Source organism: Desulfosarcina alkanivorans, assembly GCF_009688945.1.
GTDB lineage: Bacteria > Desulfobacterota > Desulfobacteria > Desulfobacterales > Desulfosarcinaceae > Desulfosarcina > Desulfosarcina alkanivorans.
Genome location: NZ_AP021874.1, coordinates 5,727,305 through 5,747,773, shown reverse-complemented (window position 1 = coordinate 5,747,773; position 20,469 = coordinate 5,727,305). Strand labels below are relative to the sequence as shown.

General features: G+C 60.6%; 20 protein-coding genes. 17 read left to right on the top strand and 3 right to left on the bottom strand.

The window, feature by feature from the left end; genetic code table 11:
* Window positions 1-98: 98 nt before the first annotated feature.
* From DSCA_RS25015 to DSCA_RS25000, 4 genes are read left to right on the top strand one after another with little or no spacing between them, the layout of a single operon-like run.
* Window positions 99-1,400, top strand: a complete 1,302-nt coding sequence (locus tag DSCA_RS25015) for a purple acid phosphatase family protein (RefSeq protein WP_231716274.1) — start codon at window positions 99-101, stop codon at window positions 1,398-1,400.
* Window positions 1,375-2,469, top strand: a complete 1,095-nt coding sequence (locus DSCA_RS25010; protein WP_155319039.1) for a hypothetical protein — start codon at window positions 1,375-1,377, stop codon at window positions 2,467-2,469. The genes DSCA_RS25015 and DSCA_RS25010 overlap by 26 nt, the downstream gene beginning before the upstream one ends.
* Window positions 2,470-2,471: 2 nt before the next feature.
* On the top strand, window positions 2,472-3,218 hold the full coding sequence (locus DSCA_RS25005; protein ID WP_155319038.1) for a hypothetical protein: 747 nt from the start codon (window positions 2,472-2,474) through the stop codon (window positions 3,216-3,218).
* Between the two features lie 2 nt (window positions 3,219-3,220).
* Window positions 3,221-4,093 (top strand): hypothetical protein, encoded by an 873-nt coding sequence (locus DSCA_RS25000; protein WP_155319037.1) that lies wholly within the window; start codon window positions 3,221-3,223, stop codon window positions 4,091-4,093.
* Window positions 4,094-4,205: 112 nt separating this feature from the next.
* Here the strand turns inward: DSCA_RS25000 and ltrA are convergent, their stop codons facing one another.
* On the bottom strand, window positions 4,206-5,456 hold the full coding sequence (ltrA, locus tag DSCA_RS24995; protein ID WP_197904613.1) for a group II intron reverse transcriptase/maturase: 1,251 nt from the start codon (window positions 5,454-5,456) through the stop codon (window positions 4,206-4,208).
* Between the two features lie 488 nt (window positions 5,457-5,944).
* Here ltrA and DSCA_RS24990 point away from each other — a divergent pair, with 488 nt between their 5' ends.
* From DSCA_RS24990 to DSCA_RS24930, 13 genes are all read left to right on the top strand, one after another.
* Complete coding sequence (locus DSCA_RS24990) at window positions 5,945-6,733, top strand: nucleoside deaminase (protein WP_231716273.1); 789 nt, start codon at window positions 5,945-5,947, stop codon at window positions 6,731-6,733.
* Window positions 6,730-7,746, top strand: a complete 1,017-nt coding sequence (locus tag DSCA_RS24985) for an ABC transporter substrate-binding protein (RefSeq protein WP_155319036.1) — start codon at window positions 6,730-6,732, stop codon at window positions 7,744-7,746. Before DSCA_RS24990 ends, DSCA_RS24985 begins: the two co-directional genes overlap by 4 nt.
* Window positions 7,718-8,827, top strand: coding sequence for a FecCD family ABC transporter permease (locus tag DSCA_RS24980; RefSeq protein WP_231716272.1), 1,110 nt, complete (start codon window positions 7,718-7,720; stop codon window positions 8,825-8,827). The genes DSCA_RS24985 and DSCA_RS24980 overlap by 29 nt, the downstream gene beginning before the upstream one ends.
* Window positions 8,824-9,636, top strand: a complete 813-nt coding sequence (locus DSCA_RS24975; protein WP_155319035.1) for an ABC transporter ATP-binding protein — start codon at window positions 8,824-8,826, stop codon at window positions 9,634-9,636. The genes DSCA_RS24980 and DSCA_RS24975 overlap by 4 nt, the downstream gene beginning before the upstream one ends.
* Before the next feature lie 110 nt (window positions 9,637-9,746).
* Window positions 9,747-10,562, top strand: coding sequence for a Rossmann-like domain-containing protein (locus DSCA_RS24970; protein WP_155319034.1), 816 nt, complete (start codon window positions 9,747-9,749; stop codon window positions 10,560-10,562).
* A 313-nt stretch (window positions 10,563-10,875) separates the two neighbouring features.
* Window positions 10,876-12,045 carry an ABC transporter substrate-binding protein gene (locus DSCA_RS24965; protein ID WP_155319033.1) on the top strand — a complete coding sequence of 390 codons (1,170 nt, stop codon included), beginning with the start codon at window positions 10,876-10,878 and terminating at the stop codon, window positions 12,043-12,045.
* Window positions 12,046-12,277: 232 nt separating this feature from the next.
* Window positions 12,278-13,192 (top strand): branched-chain amino acid ABC transporter permease, encoded by a 915-nt coding sequence (locus tag DSCA_RS24960; RefSeq protein WP_155319032.1) that lies wholly within the window; start codon window positions 12,278-12,280, stop codon window positions 13,190-13,192.
* The gene (locus tag DSCA_RS24955) at window positions 13,185-14,183 is read left to right on the top strand and encodes a branched-chain amino acid ABC transporter permease (RefSeq protein ID WP_155319031.1); all 999 of its coding nucleotides are present in this window, start codon (window positions 13,185-13,187) and stop codon (window positions 14,181-14,183) included. The genes DSCA_RS24960 and DSCA_RS24955 overlap by 8 nt, the downstream gene beginning before the upstream one ends.
* Complete coding sequence (locus DSCA_RS24950; RefSeq protein WP_155319030.1) at window positions 14,176-14,937, top strand: ABC transporter ATP-binding protein; 762 nt, start codon at window positions 14,176-14,178, stop codon at window positions 14,935-14,937. Before DSCA_RS24955 ends, DSCA_RS24950 begins: the two co-directional genes overlap by 8 nt.
* Window positions 14,938-15,078: 141 nt before the next feature.
* Window positions 15,079-15,780, top strand: a complete 702-nt coding sequence (locus tag DSCA_RS24945; RefSeq protein ID WP_155319029.1) for an ABC transporter ATP-binding protein — start codon at window positions 15,079-15,081, stop codon at window positions 15,778-15,780.
* A 194-nt stretch (window positions 15,781-15,974) separates the two neighbouring features.
* A complete protein-coding gene (locus DSCA_RS24940; RefSeq protein WP_155319028.1) occupies window positions 15,975-16,859 on the top strand; it encodes a fumarylacetoacetate hydrolase family protein in 885 nt (294 codons plus the stop codon).
* 450 nt (window positions 16,860-17,309) lie between these two features.
* On the top strand, window positions 17,310-18,014 hold the full coding sequence (locus tag DSCA_RS24935; RefSeq protein ID WP_155319027.1) for a sigma 54-interacting transcriptional regulator: 705 nt from the start codon (window positions 17,310-17,312) through the stop codon (window positions 18,012-18,014).
* Window positions 18,011-18,421: an AAA-type ATPase lid domain-containing protein gene (locus tag DSCA_RS24930; protein WP_456236725.1), complete on the top strand. Its 411-nt coding sequence runs from the start codon at window positions 18,011-18,013 to the stop codon at window positions 18,419-18,421. The genes DSCA_RS24935 and DSCA_RS24930 overlap by 4 nt, the downstream gene beginning before the upstream one ends.
* Window positions 18,422-18,488: 67 nt before the next feature.
* Here the strand turns inward: DSCA_RS24930 and DSCA_RS24925 are convergent, their stop codons facing one another.
* Together DSCA_RS24925 and DSCA_RS24920 are read right to left on the bottom strand one after the other, a co-directional pair.
* Window positions 18,489-19,265 carry a CoA-transferase subunit beta gene (locus DSCA_RS24925; RefSeq protein WP_155319025.1) on the bottom strand — a complete coding sequence of 259 codons (777 nt, stop codon included), beginning with the start codon at window positions 19,263-19,265 and terminating at the stop codon, window positions 18,489-18,491.
* Between the two features lie 214 nt (window positions 19,266-19,479).
* Window positions 19,480-20,457 (bottom strand): CoA transferase subunit A, encoded by a 978-nt coding sequence (locus DSCA_RS24920; protein ID WP_155319024.1) that lies wholly within the window; start codon window positions 20,455-20,457, stop codon window positions 19,480-19,482.
* Between the last annotated feature and the right edge of the window lie 12 nt (window positions 20,458-20,469).

Here is a 20,469-nt window from a genome sequence, read left to right as displayed (position 1 = left end):
TTGCTTGAATGAACCTTCAGCGGACTGCCCCCCGGTTGCGACAGGGGCAATCCGCTGCACGATCTGTTCTCCGGCGTTAAGCGCCATAGGGATGAAAAATGCGATTTATGCAATGCAAACGCGGCACCGGTCTGATCTGCCTCTGCCTCGCGCTGATGGTTACCGGCGGTTGCCGTGGTGCGGTGAGACATGCACGCCCGGAGAACATGTCCGTGCCGGTTTCGGAAAAACAGCTTTCCAGCCCCCTTGGCGGTCAGACGGCCGTCCCCGAGAGAATCATTTTGAACCTGACCACCGAGCCGGCAACCAGCCAGGCGGTCACCTGGCGCACCCGGCACCCCGTCGCGCACCCCCGGGTACAGATTGCACCGGCCACCGGGGTTTCCGCCTTCGATGAAAACGCCCGCACGGTGGCGGCAGGGACCCAACGGGTGGCCCTCAACGACGGCAGCGTGGTCTGTCACCATGCCGTGGTGCTTGAATCCCTTGCCCCGGACACGCTCTACGCCTACCGGGTGGGAGCCGAAGGGACCTGGAGCGAGTGGAGCCAGTTCAAGACCGCCAGCCGGGAACCGGCACCCTTCACCTTCGTCTATTTCGGTGACCCCCAGGAGGAGGTCAAATCCAAGTGCTCGCGGATTTTCCGGGCCGCATACAAAAAAGCCCCGGATGCCGACTTCTGGCATTTTGTCGGCGATCTCGTGGACGACGGCGACCGGGATGAAGAGTGGGCCGAGCTGTTCTATGCATTCGGCTGGATCCCCCGTACCACCCCCATGGTCCTTTTGCCCGGCAACCATGAGTACCCCGACAAACGATTCGTCAAGGGACCGGACTATAAACTGTTTCACCTGTGGCGGCCCCACTTCACCCTGCCCGGAAACGGACCGGCCGGCCTGGAGGAAACCGTCTATTTCATCGACTATCAGGGGGTCAGGCTGGTGATGCTCAACGGCAACGAACGATTGGAGGACCAGGCCCGGTGGCTGGACCGCGTGCTTGCCGACAACCCGCAGACCTGGACGATTGCCGCCATCCACCAGCCGGTTTACGCGACCGGAAAATGGCGGGACAAAACCGTTTATCAGCGGCTGTTCGTCCCGGTTTTCGATAAATACGCGGTGGATCTGGTCCTGCAGGGCCATGACCATACGTACAGCCGGTCCTTTTCGCTTAACAATGGGGCCCGGACCGGAACGGATGAACCCGGAACCATTTACGTGACATCCGTCAGCGGTCCCAAATCCTACCCCGTTAACCCGCGGTACCGGGAACTGATGGAAAAAACGGGAACCGGCCGTCAGTTGTTCCAGGTCATCCGCGTCGACGCTCACCATCTGGAATATGAGTCATTTGATGCAACGGGAGCACCCTATGATGCGTTTGCGCTGGAAAAGTAAAGCACCCTTTGTCGTTGTTATCGTCGCTGTGTCCGTTTTTATTTTTTACCGCCAGAGCCACAGGGATTACTATGATTACCTGACCATGTCCGGGGCGACACCGCTGGCCGTATCCCGACGGGTGCCATCTGACTTCAGCCTGGAAATCAGCGGGCTGGTAAAAAAAACCTATCATTTTTCCGGCGATGCGCTCAACACCCTGGCCACCACGCGCATCCGAACCCGTGAGATATCCCCGGATGGAGACTATCTGGGCGCATACATCCATGTGGGCATTCCGGTGTTCAACATCCTGGAGGGAATCTCTCCCCAGAAGCCGCCGCATGCTGCCTTTGACCAGCCGCAGGACATATTGGTGACCGTCCATTCTGCGTCAGGGAAAAAGACCCGCTTCAGTTTCAATGAATTGATCATGACCGGGGATTGTCAGCCGCCCACCCTTGCTTTCAGCCGGAAACCGGTGCTGCCCACCAACGAAACGGTGCAGGCCGCCTACACCGGCAACCGCTTTACCGAAGATCTCACCGGATTTCGTCTGATCTGCCCGAAAGAGCCGGACACCTCCCGGTATCTGGATGATGTGGTTCGCATTTCCTATGACCCGATTCCGCTCCGGGATGAAAGCCTGCCGCCGCGGCGGAAAAAGTACCACTGCCGCAGTGATGCCGTCACCTGTATCGACGGAAACAGGCATGCGTCCGGGGTCTTTGACGCAGTGACCCCAAAAGCCAATGAGCGCTGGATACGTATCGGCCATGGCCATGGCTATGACGATATCGTCGCCGCCGAAGGCCATGATCTTCGTTCATTTGTAAGCACCAATTTCCCCGGCGCGGGCCCCGATGATTTTTTCCTTTTTGTGGCCTGCGACGGATACCGCGCCCTTTTCTCCGGGCGGGAAATATTTACCACCGGTGATGGCGCGGCAATGATGATTGCCAGCCGCCTGAACGGAGAAACCCCATCCGGGGGGTTTATGCTGGCCCCAACCGGAGATTTTTTCTCGGACCGCGCCATGTGGGGCCTGGCCCGGGTTGTACGGATACACCGCGAAACCATCGGGAGTTGATCATGTTTACAACACAGGTACACGGCTGGTTGTACGCAGCCGCAGGATGTTACTGCATTGCCTGGATATGGTTTGGCTGCCGGCAATGGGGTGCCGGCCGGCTGGCCCTGGCGGCGGGTTTTCTTCTCCAAAGCCTCTACCTGGTCGGACGCGGCTGGCTGGGGGATGTGTTCATTCCCAACCCTTTGGTCGAAGGGCCTTTTTTTCTCCCCTGGTGCCTGGCCCTGATCGCCCTGGTGCGCGCCGTCACCAGACCGAAACTGGCCCTGCCCTGGATGATGGGACTGGTTGTGATCTTTTCCCTTCTGGCCGCTTTTTACGCCAAGGGCATGATTCCACCGACCCCGAAAAAGATGACCCTCTGGGCCGTTCTGTTTTTCGCTTCCGAATCCATGGCCCATGCACTGTTTTATTCGGCCGCCCTGTACGCCATGCTGGCCTTTTCCCGGAAAGGCCTGAACGGTGCGTTCCACCCCCTGCTGGTCTGGGGTTTTGTCGCCTACACCATGGCCCAGGTGACCGGCGCCGTCTGGTGCTTCGTGGGCTGGGGCAACACCTTCAGCTGGGGGGCCAGGCATCTGGGCTCCGCAGCCATCTGGACCTTCTTTGCCGCATCCCTGCACCTCCAGTTCATCCCCGGTTGGAAGCGCAGCAATTCATTCATGATCATCGCCGGCGCCGCAATGCTCTTTTATATCAGCTACGGCCACTATTTTCATGAAATGCACTTTCAACGGGTGGGGGGATGAGCATGCTGAAGAAAACCTGGCATATTCTGGGCGACACCCGCATCGCTTTTTTTCTCCTCTTGGCCGCTTCGGCAACCCTGCTGACCGGGGCCTTCTATGCGCAGCACCATTATTCCCTGTTCCGGGAACTCAATCGGATGCGGATCCAGGACTGGTTTCCCGTGCACTGGGCGGTCGAACCGGAACGGGTCTGGTGGGTGCCCCTGCTTTTCCTCTTCATGACCGGCCTGGGAATCAACACGTTCATCTGCGCAAGCAACCGGATGGCACGACTGCTGCGCCAGCGCCGCACATGGCCGGCCGGAAAGTTCTTCCACCTGCTGACCCCCTCGCTGATCCATTTTATTTTCCTGATCATCATGCTGGGCCACCTGACGACATTCGTCGCGGGGAACTGGCAGACCATCCCCCTGGAGGCCGACGGGGAAGTGGCCATTGCCGGAGAAAACCGGTCCTACCGGGTCCGGGATATCCGGGACCAGTTCTTCCCGGATGCATCGGCCCTGCACGACCGCATCGCCCAGACCCGCGTCAACCTGGCGACCGCAGATGGGGAAACGATTCATCTGGCCTATACCCGGCCGGTTCTTGCGGATAACCGTTTTTTCCTGTTGGACAAGGTCAAGGCGGGCCAGGGCGCTGCAAAAAGAAAAATCCTGCCCCGGGCAGACCAGGAGACCTGCAACAAGGCCAATGTGTACGTCGAGGCGGATAAAAAGCAAAAAAAGGGGAGCCAGCGCCTCCTGGTCGTGTCCGATCCCGGATTGTCCCTGATTGTCACCGGCTTGACGTTGATCATGATATTGATGATCGGGTATTTTCTCTTCCAGGCCAACGGCACCGGAAAATACAGTAAGGAGCGTTCCAGAACATGACGGAATCCCGGGAAAACCGCCACCGCGATAGGGGTCGGGAAGGGCCGTCGCCCTCCCCGCCCTCCGAACCGTGCGTGCGGTTCTCCCGCACACGGCTCTCCAGTCGGTGGTTTCAACATCGTGATTGGCTTGCCAGTGCATGGGCTTCGGTCATGGTGAAAAGCCCACGCTCAGCAAAGAAAGCATTCGGCCAGCGGGTATGGTCTTTACGGCATTGACCCATTCCAGGACGCTTCTGCTGTTTCCGTAGCACCGATCGAAGCCGACGACGGATAAATCCATCGACCGATTTGAACTCATTGGAATTCGCATGTTTGAAATAACCAAACCACCCACGCAGCATCGGGTTCAGGTCCTCAATAATGTGTTTGAGGCTGTTTCCTCGCGTGCGCCGGGTCTTGGTCCGAATGCGATCCCGCAAGGCGTTCAAACTTTTGCGGCGGACCCATCGTCTTCCAGCCTCGAACCGATATCCCAGAAACTCGAAGCCTTGCCCCGGTACCGTGCAATCCCCCACGTGGGTTTTGTCCGGATGCAAGGTCAGACCGTTTGCCGCTACCCAGGCGTTTATAACGGCCAGCGCCGATTGAGCCGTCTCCGGGCTCGGGCACATCACGACAAAGTCATCGGCATAACGCACCATGCGGTACCCTTTGGACCGCATCAGACGGTCCAGCGGATGCAGGTACAGGTTCGCCAACAGCGGGCTGATAACCGCACCTTGCGGCGTGCCACCAATCGGCGTCCATCGCTTGAGCTCGCTGATGATATCCTGTTTGAGATACCCGTGAATCAGGTCGAGAACCCGCCCGTCGCTGATGCGCGTTTCCACCAGCGCCATCAACCGGTCATGGGCAATGGTGTCGAAGTAGCTCGCCAGGTCCGCATCCACGACATGGGTGCAGCCATTCTTAATCAGGCGGTCCACCTCTCGAAGGGCGCTCTTGCAACCGCGCCCCGGTCGGAAGCCAAAGCTCGTCTCCTCGAATTCCTTTTCGAAAATCGGTTCTATCACCAACTTCAACGCCGTCTGCACGATGCGGTCCTTGACCACCGGAATTCCCAGTGGGCGGGTCTTACCCGGTCCCTTGGGGATCTCCACGCGCTTGACCGGCTGGGGGCGATAGGTTCCCGATTTCAACGACTCCGACAATTCCTCAAGGTAAGCCGACGCCTTGTACCCAAACCGTTCGATACTCTGGCCGTCCACACCTGCCGACCCCTTGTTTGCGGCGACCTTCTGCCACGCGATTTCAAGGGTTCGCTGACGGGCAACCTTGTCGATCAGGCTGAACCATGTGCCTCCTTTGACGCCGTTTTCCAGCGCCGCCAACATGCGCTCTGTCCAGATCGAGGCTTCCACCCAACTTCGGGTTTCTGTGCCTTGTTTAGTCCCGCCGCGACGGGACACTGGCGACACGTAGCTTGTGCATTGCCTGTTACTGGATTTCACACATCCACCTTCCTGCCTCCCTTCCCTCGGCACGGGTTTGCTCTCCGCGCTTCTCACGACAGTCGCCGCTGCAGTACTATGAAGGCTCTGACTCCTGTCCACATCACCCCACAGACAGGTCTCCCCGCTTTACCCACGACGCCTTCCGACCATTCCATCTCCAACCACCTGACGTCCCCCTGTCCCAGCTTTAACACGCTACCCCTTAGCTCGGCAGGTCCCCTTTCTTCGGGTAGAGGCTTCGCCATTCTCCAAGCAGGCTCGCCGGCAACGCCCGGCCGAATCGAGTTCGTCATCCTACGGACTGGTCGTTCACCTCCGGTTGCTTCCCACCCCGCCTCACGGCGACGCAGTTACCTTCGGTTACAGGCCCGGAGAGCGATAGGCCTGAAGAGGACTTGCACCTCTTTGACATCGTGCGCTCACGGGCGCACTGGGAGCGGCTTCCAGCCGCGAAAAAAAAAATCCATCGGGTCGCGGCAGAAAGCCGCTCCAACAGTCAACCGACCACCATAGGGAATTGTTTTGGCCGTTTATCAATCCTCCTTGCACTTGTATGGCTTTCTTTCTGTTTTCAGGCCGTCCCCGTCTCAGGGCAGGACAAGGCCCATCGGATAAAAAAAATCGAGGCCCGTGTTCAACGCCTGCAGGCCGACCCTGCCTGCCGGGACGATGTGTATGGCCTGATTGTGGTCAAACAGGCACTGGCTTCGATAAAAGAGGGATCCGGCGGGATAGGTGCCTGCCTGGTGGATGAAACCACCGGAAAAGTGATTGCCATGGGCCGTAACCGGCAGTATAAACCCTGGTTCAGGAGCGATCTGCATGCGGAGATGGACCTGCTGACCCGCTACGAGGACTGGATGAGAAAAAAGGGCGGACGTGAAACCGCGAAAGACCTGCGCGCCGGCCCCCATCTGATCCTGGTCAGTTCGGTTGAGCCCTGTCCCATGTGCCTGACACGGATTATCAATGCCGGCATCAAAAAAATGGTCTATGTGATTCCCGACGAAACCGGCGGCATGGTCAGCCGCATGGACCAGCTGCCCCCGTTCTGGAAAAAACGCGCCCTGCGGTGCAATTACCGGCAGGCCGCCTGTTCACCCGAAATTCAACAAATCGCCAATGATCTTTTCAATTTTTCCATGCGCACCTGGGGATTGAAAAAGAAGATGGAGGCCCAATGAAGCCCGGAATCGTTCTGTTCCTCTGTGCATGCCTGCTGTGCGTGCCGGCTGTCGATGCGGCCGCCGGCCCGGCCGGACGCACCGTCACCGATATGGTCGGGCGCACCGTCACCGTACCGGTCGAAGCCCGGCGCCTGGTGACCACCTTCAAGCCGGCATCCCTTTGCGTTACGGCCCTGGGACTTCAAAACCGTCTGGTGGGCATCGACACGGACTCCAAGCGCGACCCGCTGCAGCTGGCCGTATCACCGGCCATCGGTCAACTGCCGGCGGTGGGACAGAAATCCACCGGGCTTAATTTTGAAGCCATCCTTTCAGTCGACCCCGACCTGGCGATCCTCTTTGCCCAGAAGGACGGCATCGCCATCGCCGACCGGCTGGGCGACCATGGGGTGGCCGCCATCGTGATTCTGCCCGAGCGGATGCAGACCCTCTACGACACCTTGCGGCTGATCGCCGAAGCGGCGGGTGCACCGCTTAAGGCCGAAAATGCCATCGCCGAATGCCGACGTGTGGTGGCGCTGGTCGGGCAGCGGGTGGCGGCCATCGATGCCGATCACCGCAGGCGGGTCTATTTCTCCTCTCCCCGGGGAATTTTTTCGACCGCCACCGGAGATCTGCTGCAGGACGAAATGATTGCCATGGCCGGAGCGGTCAATGTGGGCCATGCCCTGACCGGCTATTTCCGGGAAATTTCGCCGGAGCAGTTCATCGCCTGGAACCCGGATATCGTTCTTAAATCCGGTCACCACCACCATAGCAGCCATACCATCCTGCAGCAGCCGCAGTTTGCCGGTGTCGCTGCCGTCGCCGCCCATCGGATTTACACGTTTCCGTCCAATATCGCCCACTGGGATTTTCCTTCGCCGCTTTCGGCGCTGGGCATTCTCTGGCTGGCCGGGACCTGTTATCCGGAACGCTTTGCCGACCTGGACATGCAAGCTGAAATCGACCGGTTCCATATGGCCCTGTTCGGAAAAACGTTTGTTTCCCTCGGCGGAAAGCTGGAGTGACATTGATGCCATCGAAAAGCGGTATCCCATGGGAGTAACGGCCCGGACCATAGCGGTTGCCTGTCCGGAACGCCATTCGAACCGGTTGAAGGCCGGCCTGGCCATCGCGCTGGTTGCCCTGCTGGCGACCTCCCTGTGGATCGGCTGGGTGCCCATTTCCCCCGCGGAACTGGACGACATCGTCCGATCCTGGTTGGGACGCGCCACCGGTGAAACCATGGGAAGCAAAGCCCTGGTCTTCGGGCTGGTGAGAATTCCCCGGGCCCTGGTGACCGTAATGGTGGGTATGGGTCTTTCGGCTGCCGGTGCCGTATACCAGGGGTTGTTCCGCAACCCGCTGGTCTCTCCCGACATCCTCGGTGTGTCCGCCGGTGCGACCTTCGGGGCGGCCCTGGGGCTGATCATTGCCGGCACCGGCTGGCTGGCCATTCATTCGCTCTCCTTCGTTTGCGGACTGGCGGCCGTTGGCATGGCCCTGCTCATCGCCAGGCTGGTGGCCGTGCGCCCCATGCTGGTGCTGGTGCTGGCCGGACTGGTGGTATTGTCCGTATTCAACTCTTCCCTGACCCTGTTGAAATACCTTTCGGACCCCTACAACGAATTGCCGGCCATCGTATTCTGGATCATGGGCAGCATGAGCCGGGCGCAATGGACAGACCTGCGTCTGATGGCCCCCATCATCGGCGGCAGCCTGGTGATCATCCATGTGATGCGCTACAAGCTGAACGTTCTCTCCCTGGGCGACTTGCAGGCCCGCTCCCTGGGCCTCAACCCCACCGTGTACCGGATGCTCTTTATCTTTTTCAGTTCCGTCATCGTTTCCGTTTCCGTAGCCATCTGCGGCCAGGTGTGCTGGGTGGGGCTGGTCATGCCCCACATCGCCCGCACCCTGGTGGGCCCCAATCATGAGGAGATGCTGCCGGTGGCGACGCTGCTCGGCGGCATCTTCCTGCTGGTGGCAGACACGGCCGCCCGGTCCCTGACCATGGCCGAGCTGCCCATCAGCGTGGTCACTGCCTTTATCGGTGCGCCGCTGTTTGCCTATCTTTTATATCGTAACCGGGGAAGCGGGTGGTCATGAGCCTGGTCTGCCGCAATCTACATTTCGCTTACAACGGCCATGCCATCCTTTCAGCCGTGGACCTGGATGTCCGCAAGGGTGAATTCTGCGTGCTGCTGGGCCGTAACGGGTCGGGCAAGACCACACTGATTTACTGCCTGGCCGGATTGCTCCAACCCCGGCAGGGATCCATCGCCATCGACGGCCTGGACCTGGCCGCAGCCCCCCGGACCGAAATCGCCCGGCGGGTGAGCCTGGTACCCCAGGAGCACTCCGACATCTTTCCTTTCCGGGTGTTGGATGTGGTGGTGATGGGACGCACCGCTCAGCTGGGCTTTGCCCAGCGTCCGGGGCCCGATGACTATCTGGCCGCCCGCAGGGTCCTGGCCGAGCTGGAGGCCGAACCCCTTGCCGAACGTAATTTCAACCGGATTTCGGGCGGAGAACGGCGCATTGCCCTTCTGGCCCGGGCCATCCTCCAGGCAGACGGCACCCTGCTGCTCGACGAACCGACCAATCACCTGGACTTCAACAACAAGTACCGCCTGCTTGCCAAAATAAAAAACCGCTGCCGGGCGAAGGGCACCCGGGTCGTGGCCTCGCTGCACGACCCCAACCTGGCCGCCCGGTTTGCCGACACGGTAGTCATGCTCACCGGCGGCCGGGTGATGGCCAGCGGGGATGTGCATGCGGTAATGACGGCGGAAATGATCAGCCGGCTGTATCAAACGCCTGCCCGCCGGGTGGAAGCGGAAGGGGGAGATGTGATTTTCATCCCGAAAATAACAGACGGGGCTGGTAATCTAATGGAAAATACCCGCTGGACATAAAATCCTTTCAGCTTGAGGACTGTATCGGTTTTTATGAAAAAACAGAAAGAATACCTTTGATTAACACTTCTGACTTAAACCTTGGCACTGACTCATAGGAAAAGACCACCATGACCTGTAAACATTGCGACCACGACCACCCAGCCAGCCTGGCCGAACGGCCGGCCGTCGGCATCGAGCGCCGCCTGATCGACGACCTTCTTCAAGCCATGGACCGCCCCTCGGCGATCATTTCGGACATTGCCGTGGGATCCAATTTCATCGGGATCCGGGCCGACGACAACGGATCCGCCTGCACCGGCCTGGCCTCCGCGCTGGGGGCCGTGCCGACGGCAAATGAGCGCAGGATGGTGGATGAAATGATCGGCACCCCCTTGCATGCGGCCGCCCAATGGCTGAAAAAACCCGGCCCCTTTTCCATCAGCATCGGCGCGGCGGCCCTGAATGCCGGCTTTATTCCTCCGCAAAACCAGCCCGACATCGAGGCGTCCCGGATCATGGCCGAAAAGGGCAAGGATGACGAAACGGTCCTGGTCGGAGAATTCCCCTTTACCGACTGGCTGCGCCGGCAGGTGAAAACCCTTTATCTTTTCGAACTCCAGAAGGTGGCCGGACGGACGCCTCCGGACCAGTGGGACGACATCCTGGGGCGCTGCAAGGTGCTCGGCCTGACCGGCACCACCCTGATCACCCGGGCCATGGCCACCTACCTGAAAAAAGCGCCCCAGGCCCATACGATCGTCATCGGCCCCACCACACCGCTGTCGCCTGTGCTTTTTTCCCACGGTGTGGATGTCCTGGCCGGCTGTCAGGTCCTCAAACCGGATGCCGTATTCGCCGGCATTCGGGAAGGGATGTCATTCCGTGAAATAAAAAAACTGGGGATTCAGTTCATTGCCTGGTCCGGGGATTCAACTGCCCCCTGACCCCCCGGGCACTGACGTTCACCAGGCGTTTACTGGATCGACACCGCTGCTGCAGCCATCCGTCAGGATGGCCTGCACGCCCTCCCCCGCCCCCATTATCGGATCCCCCCGAACCAAAATACCCCTTGCATATTTTAAAATGTTTCTATAAATAGTAACGCTTGAGACAAGCGTAAAGGCCAAAGGCAATGCACGATCAACTGGAGCGTGATCTCCGGAACAAGGATCAGAACAAAGGCGGGCGGCACCGCCGCGGGCAGGCTTGCCGTTTGCGGGTGGGTTCTGCAACTACTTTGAACACAGGGGGATTTCAATGAAACGACAGCTGATTGCGGGGATGATAACAGCACTGTTAGTGGCAGGCCACGCCCTGGCGGCGGAACCGGTAAAAATCGGCATGATCACCACGCTGTCCACCAAGGCCGGCTATCTCGGAGAAGAAATTCGAGACGGGTTCCAGCTGGCCATCGACCAGGAAGGCGGCCGGCTGGGCGGTGTGCCGGTGGCGCTGCTGGTGGACGACGACGGCCGCAAGCCGGAACGCGCCAGACAGATCGCCGATCGTTTTATCAAGCGGGACGGGGTTAAAATCATGACCGGCATCGTTTTCTCCAATGTGGCCATCGCCGTGGTGCCCAAGGTGGTGCGTCAGGAGGTGATCTATGTGAGCGCCAACGCGGGTCCGTCCCTGCTGGCGGGCAAGGGCTGCCACGAAAATTATTTCAACGTGGCCTACCAGAACGACAACCTCGACGAAGTCGTGGGCAGGTACGTCACGGACGCCGGGTTTAAAAACGTCTACCTGCTGGCGCCCAATTATCCGGCCGGCAAGGACCACCTGGGCGGATTCAAACGCTACTACGAAGGCGCCATCGCCGGCGAGGTCTACACCAAGCTGGGCCAGTCGGACTATGCGGCGGAGATTGCCGCCCTGCGCGCGGCCAGACCCGACGGCGTGTTCTTCTTCCTGCCCGGCGGCATGGGCATCAATTTCCTCAAGCAATACGCCCAGGCCGGTCTGAACCGGACGATCCCGGTTTTCGGGCCGGCATTCTCCTTTGACGAGCGCCTGCTCCAGGCCGTCAAGGATGCGGCCATCGGGGTCAAAAACGGCTCCCAGTGGTGCCACGACCTGGACAACCCGGCCAACCGGCAGTTCGTGGCCGCGTTCAAAAAGGCCTACGGCCGCACGCCCACCCTCTACGCCAGCCAGGGGTACGATGCGGCGCGGCTGATCGGCAGCGCCCTGAAACAGGCGGGCGGCAATGTGGACGGGCTGGATGCCCTGCGCAATGCCATCCGCAGGGCGGATTTTGCCACCGTGCGGGGAAAGTTCTCATTTTCCGCCAACCAGCATCCGGTTCAGGACATCTATATCCGTGAAGTGGTCAAGGACGCCGGCGGGCACTATACCAACCGGACGGTCGAGGCGGTTTTCAAAGACCATGCGAATGTATACGTGGAAGAATGTAAATTAAAATAATGAGAAACGGCATCTTGAGACCCAGGCCGGTGTTCTCGGGTGTTTGCAATCCTCAACGTAGCGCTGCTACGCCTGTGGTTACAAACACCTTGCGGCCTTGGCCTGAATCCCAACCTACCGTTTCTGGGGATCGGATGATAGCGTCACAAAGGGATTGGGATCAGAGACCAGAGATCTGACACCCGATATCAGACCTTTGTCCTCGGACCTCAGCCCTCCGAAATCGGAAAACATGCTCCTTTTCATCGAACAACTGCTCAACGGGCTCCAGCTGGGCATCATGCTGTTTCTCATGTCCGCCGGGCTGACCCTGGTTTTCGGCATCATGCAGGTCATCAATCTGGCCCACGGCTCGTTCTACATGATCGGGGCCTACGTTGGGGCCACGGTGACCGCCCGGACCGGGTCGTTCGTCCTGGGCATCCTGGCGGCGCTGCCGGCGGCGGCCCTGGCCGGGATGCTGGTGGAAATCCTGGTACTGCGGCGCCTTTACCGCAAAGAGCACCTGGACCAGGTGCTGGCCACCTTCGGCCTGATCATGTTTTTCAATGAACTCACCCGAATCGTCTGGGGACGCCAGCCCCTGTTCATGGATGTGCCCCCATGGCTGGCCGGCAGCATCGAGTTCATTCCCGGCGTGCCCTACCCCAGCTATCGCCTTGCCGTGATCGCCGTGGGCATCATGGTGGGCCTGCTGCTCTACCTGCTGTTCACCCGCACGCGCATGGGCATGCAGATTCGCGCGGGGGCCGGCAATCGCGAAATGGCCGGCGCCCTGGGGATCAACATCCGCCGGCTCTACACCCTGGTCTTCGGCCTGGGGACCCTGCTGGCCGGGCTGGCCGGCGTCATGGCCGGGCCCATCCTGGCGGTGGAGGCCGGCATGGGCGAAAGTATTCTGATTCTCACCTTCGTGGTAATCGTCATCGGCGGCATCGGCTCCATCCGCGGGGCGCTTGCCGGAGCCCTGCTCGTGGGCCTGGTGGACACCCTCGGCCGGGCATTTCTGCCAACCGTGCTGAGGTTGTTTTTTTCGGCGGCATACGCGGACGGGATCGCGGCATCCCTGGCATCCATGTCGGTCTATATTCTCATGGCGGCCGTTCTGGTGTGTCGCCCCCGCGGATTAGTGCCGGCCCATGCATAAACTGCCCGTAAACCGAAGGACCTTGTCCGTCGCCGCCGGCGCCGCCGTGCTGCTGGCGCTGCCCGTTGTCGCCGGCCTGGCCGGCGAGCCTTATCTGGTAACCCTTTTCGGCCGCATCCTGATTTATGCCCTCGCCGCTGTCAGTCTGGACCTGATGCTGGGATTCGGGGGCATGGTCAGCCTGGGGCATGCCGCCTTCTTCGGCATCGGTGCCTACGTGGTCTGTATCTTATCCCTGCATGGTCTCGAGGGAACACCGGTGTTCGTGTGGCCATTCGAGCTGGGCGGTCATCAGAGCGGGCTGGTGCTGTGGCCGGCAGCCGTCTTCTTTTCCGCTGCGTCCGCCGCCGTGATCGGCGCCCTCAGCCTGCGTACCAGCGGAATGCATTTTATCATGATCACCCTGGCCTTTGCCCAGATGCTCTATTACTTCTTCGTCTCCCTGGAAGCCTATGGCGGCGACGACGGCATCAGTCTGTTTTCACGAAACACCTTTGCGGGCCTCGATCTGGCAGACGATACGCAGTTTTATTACCTTTGCCTGGCCGCACTGGCCGCCTTCCTCTTCTTCTCTCACCGGCTGGTTCACTCCCGATTCGGCATGGTCATCCGGGGATGCCGGGAGAACGAACGGCGTATGAAATCGCTCGGTTTTCCAACCTTCCGCTACCGGCTGGTCTGCTTTGTCATCGCCGGCGCCGGTGCGGGCCTGGCCGGCGCACTGATCGCCAACCAGACCGAATACGTCAGCCCCGGGCTGATGCATTGGACCCGCTCCGGTGAAATCCTGGTCATGGTGCTGCTCGGCGGCATGGGAACCCTTTTCGGCCCGGTGCTGGGCGCCGCGACGCTGCTGCTGATGGAGGAATTCTTATCGGTTTACACGGAGCACTGGATGGTCTACCTGGGGCCCTTTCTGATCGTCGTGGTGCTGTTTGCCAAACGGGGCATCTACGGGTTGATCGCCGGGGTAAACGACAATCATGGCTGATTCCCTGCTTTCGGTGCAATCGCTCAACAAGCGCTTCGGCGCCGTCCAGGCCAGCAGGGACCTGTCTCTGGAAGTGGCCCGCGGCGAACTGCATGCCCTGATCGGCCCCAACGGTGCCGGAAAGACCACGGCCATCAATCAGCTGTGCGGCGAAACCCTGCCGGACAGCGGGCAGATCGTTTTCGACGGCCGGCGCATCACCCGCATGCCGGCTTACCGGCGGGCGCAGCTGGGCATGGCCCGATCCTACCAGATCACCTCGGTGTTCGACCAGCTCACCGTCAGGGAAAACCTCTCTCTGGCCGTCCAGGCCCATCATGGACACAGCTTCCGCTTCTGGCGGAAGGCCGGCAGCGATCCGGCCGTTCGGCAGGCGGTTCTCCCGGCCATGGCGCGCGTCGACCTGGAATCCCGTGCAGACGTGCCGGCAGCCAGTCTGTCCCACGGCGAAAAACGGCAGCTGGAGGTGGGCATGGCCCTGGCCGGCCGTCCGAAAATACTGCTTCTCGACGAGCCCTATGCCGGCATGGGGCCCGGGGGGGCCGTGGAACTGACCCGGTTGATCCAGCGGTTGAAAACCGAAGTCACCATCCTGCTGGTGGAGCACGACATGGGGGCGGTCTTCCGGCTGGCCGACCGCATTACGGTGCTGGTTTACGGGCAGGCCATTGCCAGCGGGACGCCCGGTGAAATCCGCGAGGACGCGCAGGTCAGGAAGGCCTACCTGGGCGACGAGACGCCTGTCCGTCCATAAACAGCATCTTGCGGCCCAGGACCGGTGTTCTCACTCACTTGAAATCCTCGACGTAGCGCTGCTACGCCTGCGGTTTCAAGATCGCTGCGGCCGTGGCCTGAACCACAAGCTACCATTTATGAACGGACAAGGGAAAAAAGGATGCTCGAAGTAGACCAGATCGAAACCGTTTACGGAAAGAGCCAGGTCCTGTTCGGCGTCAGCATGACGGTCCGTGAAGGCGAAGTGGTCACCCTCCTGGGCAGAAACGGCATGGGCAAAAGCACGACGGTCCGGTCCATCATGGGGCTGACACCGATCCGCAGGGGACGGATTGTCTTTGACGGCAGGGCCATCGACCGGCTGCCCGCCTATGCCATCGCCCGGCTGGGCATCGGGCTGGTGCCGGAGGGGCGCCAGATTTTCCCCAACCTGACGGTCCGTGAAAACATGGTGGCCACCGCAGCCAACCGTCAAAACGCGAAATCGCCCTATACCCTTGACGATGTGCTGTCCATCTTCCCCCGTCTGGCCGACCGCCTGAATCACTACGGCAACCAGCTGTCCGGCGGTGAACAGCAGATGCTCGCCGTGGTCCGCGCCCTGATGACCAACCCCAGACTGCTCATTCTTGACGAGGCCACCGAAGGGCTCGCCCCCCTGGTTCGAAAAGAGATCTGGCAGGCGCTGGCCATGCTGAAAGCCAACGGCCATGCCATCCTGGTAATCGACAAGAACCTGGACGCGCTGATGAAACTGGCCGAGCGCCACTGCATCATGGAAAACGGCCGGGTCGTATGGCGGGGCAACTCTGTCGAACTGGCCGGCGATGACGCACTGAGAGCCCGTTATCTGGGGGTATGAATCGCTTCGCGTGCGTCCCGGGCGCCAACGGCATCGGCCGGAAGCGCCTGTAGCAGGCACGCTTGTATAATTGCCCCCGGCGTTGTAACGTTGGTGCCGTTATCGACGGTTTCACCGATCGGCCTTGACCACCGGGCGTTTTCTGCCGGCGGCAAGACATCCCCCCCTGATCCGCTTGTCACGAGGAGCGACTTATGCGATTGGCAACCATCATTGTCGACGGCCGGATGCAGCTGGCCATCTGCAGACAATCGGGATGGATTCCCATCCAGCGCCTGAACGAGGCATTCGACACCCCATGGCCCACAACCATGGCCCGGCTCCTCCAAACCGGCCAACTCGTCCCGTTGACCGAGTGGTACAGACAAACGGGCCGGCGAGAACTCGACCAGGGGGTCCATCTGCCCCTGAGGGTCCGGCACTGCACCGAGGCGCCCCTCTATCGACATCCACCCAAAATCTGGGGAATCGGTCTCAACTACCGCGATCATGCGAGCGACCTTTCCGAGCAGTCACCGACATCGGCGCCGGCCAGCTTCATGAAGCCCGGCACCACCATCATCGGACCCGGCGACACGATCAAGATCCCCAAACTTTCCCATAAGACGACCGCCGAGGCCGAGCTGGGCATCGTCATCGGCAAACGCTGCAGGGAGGTCTCCCCGGATGAGTGGCTCGATGTCGTGGCCGGCTTCACGACGATCCTGGACATGACCGCCGAGGACATCCTCAGGCAGAACCCGCGATACCTGACCATGAGCAAAAGCTTTGACACCTTTTTCTCATTCGGGCCGCAACTGGTGACCCCGGACGAGGTCGGCGATGTTCACCGCCTCGAGGTCGCGACGGTCATCAATGGCGTCGTGCATGCCCGGAACACCGTCGATCAGATGACATTCACCCCCGATGTGCTCGTCTCCTATCATTCACAGGTGATGACGCTGTTGCCCGGCGATATCATTTCGACGGGAACGCCGGGCGCCGTGCATATTCACCATGGGGACACGGTGGCCTGCCGGATATCGGGCTTTGCGCCTCTGGAAAACCCGGTGATCGATCTGAAACACCCCAGGGACTGAATCTGAAAATGGCAGCGCCCCATTTCAAAGTGGAGGAGCCAGCTCCATGATTTTTCTTTGAAGCGGGGCGCTGCCGGTTTTACTGGTGCCAGGCCTTATGCATCCGGAACGACATGTGACTTTTCGCCTAAAAATTATAGCTGACGGTTAACCCGTACCCCCACAACTCACCCTTCGCATCAACCGAAACCGGATAACCCCCGTAGGTGTGATTGAGATTTTCACTCTCCCCTCCGATCTGCCGGTCGACCTCGGTCCGGATGTACTGCACCACCCCATCCACAATGAACCGCCCCAAATTGAGGCCGAAGCCCAACGAGTAGGTCTTCTTATCCGCATCCGGCCACTGGACGTCGAAGGTACCATCGGGAATCGGGCTCTGATCACAGCGGCATCGCCAGTGCCGCCCTGGGAGAGGAAGTCATTGTCCGCGAAACCCATTGCCAGGCCATGGGGCACCCGAACTGCATTTTTGAAGGACGCAGGGCAGTCGATTGGGGGGATCTTGCCTGGCAGCTGCGGCCCTACCCCCGGGATGCCCTGGACAACATCGACCTGGCCGATATCTCGCTGCGGGCCCGGCGCGATCATGGGTCGCCCCCCACCCGAGCGAGTGGGTCGGGCCTTGAACCGATTCCGGACCGGCCGCTGCCGGGTGCCGAAGATGGAATCGTCTATCGCAGTCGTGAAATGCACCATGTCATGACCCTCGCCGGGAAAGTGGCCCCCACCCGCTCGTCGGTTCTGATACTAGGGGAAAGCGGCGTCGGCAAGGAGATGATCGCCCAATTTATCCATCGCAATTCGTCGGCACGCAACGCCCGGTTCCTGGCAGTCAACTGCGCGGCCCTGCCCCAGCCGCTGCTGGAAAGCGAACTGTTCGGACACGTCAAGGGAGCCTTTACCGGCGCCCATACCCATCACGACGGATTGTTTGTCGAAGCGGGTGAGGGAACGCTTTTTCTGGATGAGATCGGTGAACGCAGCCCGGACCTGCAGGCCAAATTGTTGCGGGTACTGAACGAAAGAGAGGTCAGGCCGGTTGGCGGGCTCACGCACATTCCGGTCGCCGCCCGGATTGTCGCCGCCACCAATCAGAAGTTGCAGCAGCGGATAGAAAGCGGCGGGTTCAGGCGCGACCTGTTTTTCCCATAGAAATCCCCCCCCTGCGCAAACGGCGCCAGGACATTCTCATGCTGGCGCAGCATTTCATTGGACGATTCCACCCCGGCCATCCGGGCCTGTCTCAGGAGGCGGTTCGATGTCTCTATGGGTATGCCTGGCACGGCAATGTGCGGGAATTGAAAAACTGGATGGAGTTTGCGCTGATCCTGGCCGGTGATGAACGGATCCGGCCCGACCACCTGCCGCCGGCGTGGGCAAACGATGCCGAATCGACGGTGGATACCATCACGTCCGACCTGCCGTCGCTCAAGGAGGTGGAAGCCCGTTATGCCAGGCATGTGATGGCGACCACCGGCGGCAAGCGCAGCGAAACGGCCCGCATCCTCGGCGTCAGCGAGGTCACCCTGTGGCGACGATTGAAATCGGGTGCCTGGTAAAAGGTATGGTCCCGGGAGAAGCGGATCGAGGCGCCGCTGAAATGGAATTATGTCCTGCCCCCGGCAGCTACCCCAGGATCAGCCGCTGGGGGTCGCACTTTTCCCTTAAAATGGACAGTTCTTCTGCCGAGGGCGGCGCGATCGGCGTGGCCTGGGAGACATCCACGGCAAACCCCATGTTATCCAGCACCTCATCCGTGCTGACCCCTTCGAAACATCCCTTGAGGAACATCTGCCTGCTCTCCGGGTCGAATCCCATGGTGGCCAGGTTGGTAATCACGCAGGCGGGACCGCCCTCCGGCAGGCCGGCTTTTTCGCGGGCCCCGGGCCCGTCGAGCCACCCCGGGCTGGTCAGGTAATCCAGCCGCGGAACGAATTTGCGTTTGGCGTGCTGCATGAAGATGATGGTGCGGCTGACGAAGGAGGCCACGTCGCAGGCGCCGCCGCTTCCGGAAAAACGCACCGTGGGGTGGTGGTAGTCGCCGATGACGGTGGAGTTCAGGTTCCCGTAGATATCGATCTGGGCGGCGCCCATGATGCCCACCACCTGCCGGCCGGTAAAGCGGTTCTGCATGGTGGCGAAGGCTTCGGCCAGGCCGCCGTTGACGGACGTGGCGAACATCACCCGGGAATCGCCCACGGCCAGGGGCACCTCTTCCAGCTGGGAATCAATGGCGCCGGTTTCAAAAAATATGACGCTGTTGGGGGCGCTGATATGCTTGGCCGCCATGGCGGCCAGCATGGAAATGCCCGTACCGCAAAACACGATATCGCCGTCACGGATTTCCCGGGCGGCGGCCACGGCCATCATCTCTCTGCTGGTATAGTTCGTCTCAGTGGTCATGGGGTCCTTCTTCTCTATCGGTTGTCAATCGTCAGACAGCATTTTTTCCTGCCATCAAAAAAACAAAGCCGTGTCGATTCAGAAATGGCAGGTTGCGGTTCGGATCAGGGCTGCAGGGTTTTTGAGACCGGAGGCGTAGCAGCGCTACGTCGAGGATTTCCAAAAGACAAGAACGCAGAACCGGGCCGCAAGATGCCGTTTCCGGACGAACACTTCAGCGGCGATCCAGCCCCACCGCATATCCGGTTCGCGGGTCGGCCTTGATGGCCTCCAGCCCACCGGGGTCGATACGCGCCGTCATCTCCTCATGGTTCCGCGTTGAGAAAATTTCTGTATCCAGATAGGCCTGGTAGCGATGGTCATCCAGGGCCGCCGTCCGGTATTGGTGCAGGCGGGTCGGGTCGTAGTCATAATGGTGATAGCAGGCCGTTGGCCAGGCGCCCATGGGGGCGTGCACCACCGCGTCCACACAGAAAAAAGGAATCTGGTTCTGGTCCGGCGTCTGGCGCAGCCGGTCCACCTCAACCAGCGATTCGCAGGTGACGATAAGGTGCCTGGCCGCCTTGGCCTGTTCCACATCGGCAAAGGGCAGGCCCTCGATGCGGGCGGTTCCCTGGCGGTCGGCGGTTTGGACGTGAATGATGGTGACGTCCGGGTTGATCGCCGGTACCAGGACCACCCGGTCGGTGTCGCACCAGCCGTCGAACGGGTTGTCCATAACCACCAGCTTGGCATCGGGGACGCGGGGGTCCGACTGGCGCGCGGTTTCTGAAAAGCCCCACCGGTTGACGATGTCCGATCCCAAGGAAGAGCGGGTCGGCAGAAAGGGCACGCCCATGGCACCGGCCATGAACCGCAGGGTCATCTGGTAATTGGTGTAATCTTCGACCAGCAGCCGCCCGGCTTCCACCGCCTTGCGAAAACGGATGCAGGTGGACGCAAACCGCCCGCTGCCGCCATAGGCAATTTCCAGCCGGTCCACGGCGCCGGCCCCGATCAGTTCATCGACCCCCTGGCCGTTGGAATGGGCATAGAGATGCAGGCCGCGTTTTTTCTGGCGGATGATTTCATACACCGCCGCCATGGGGTTCCGGTTAATGGTAAATCCGCCGATAGAAATATGGGCACCGTCGGGAACGAATTGAGCGACGGCGTCCGACATGGTCATCAACTTGCTGGTGTCTGCATTCATGGGAATAGGATC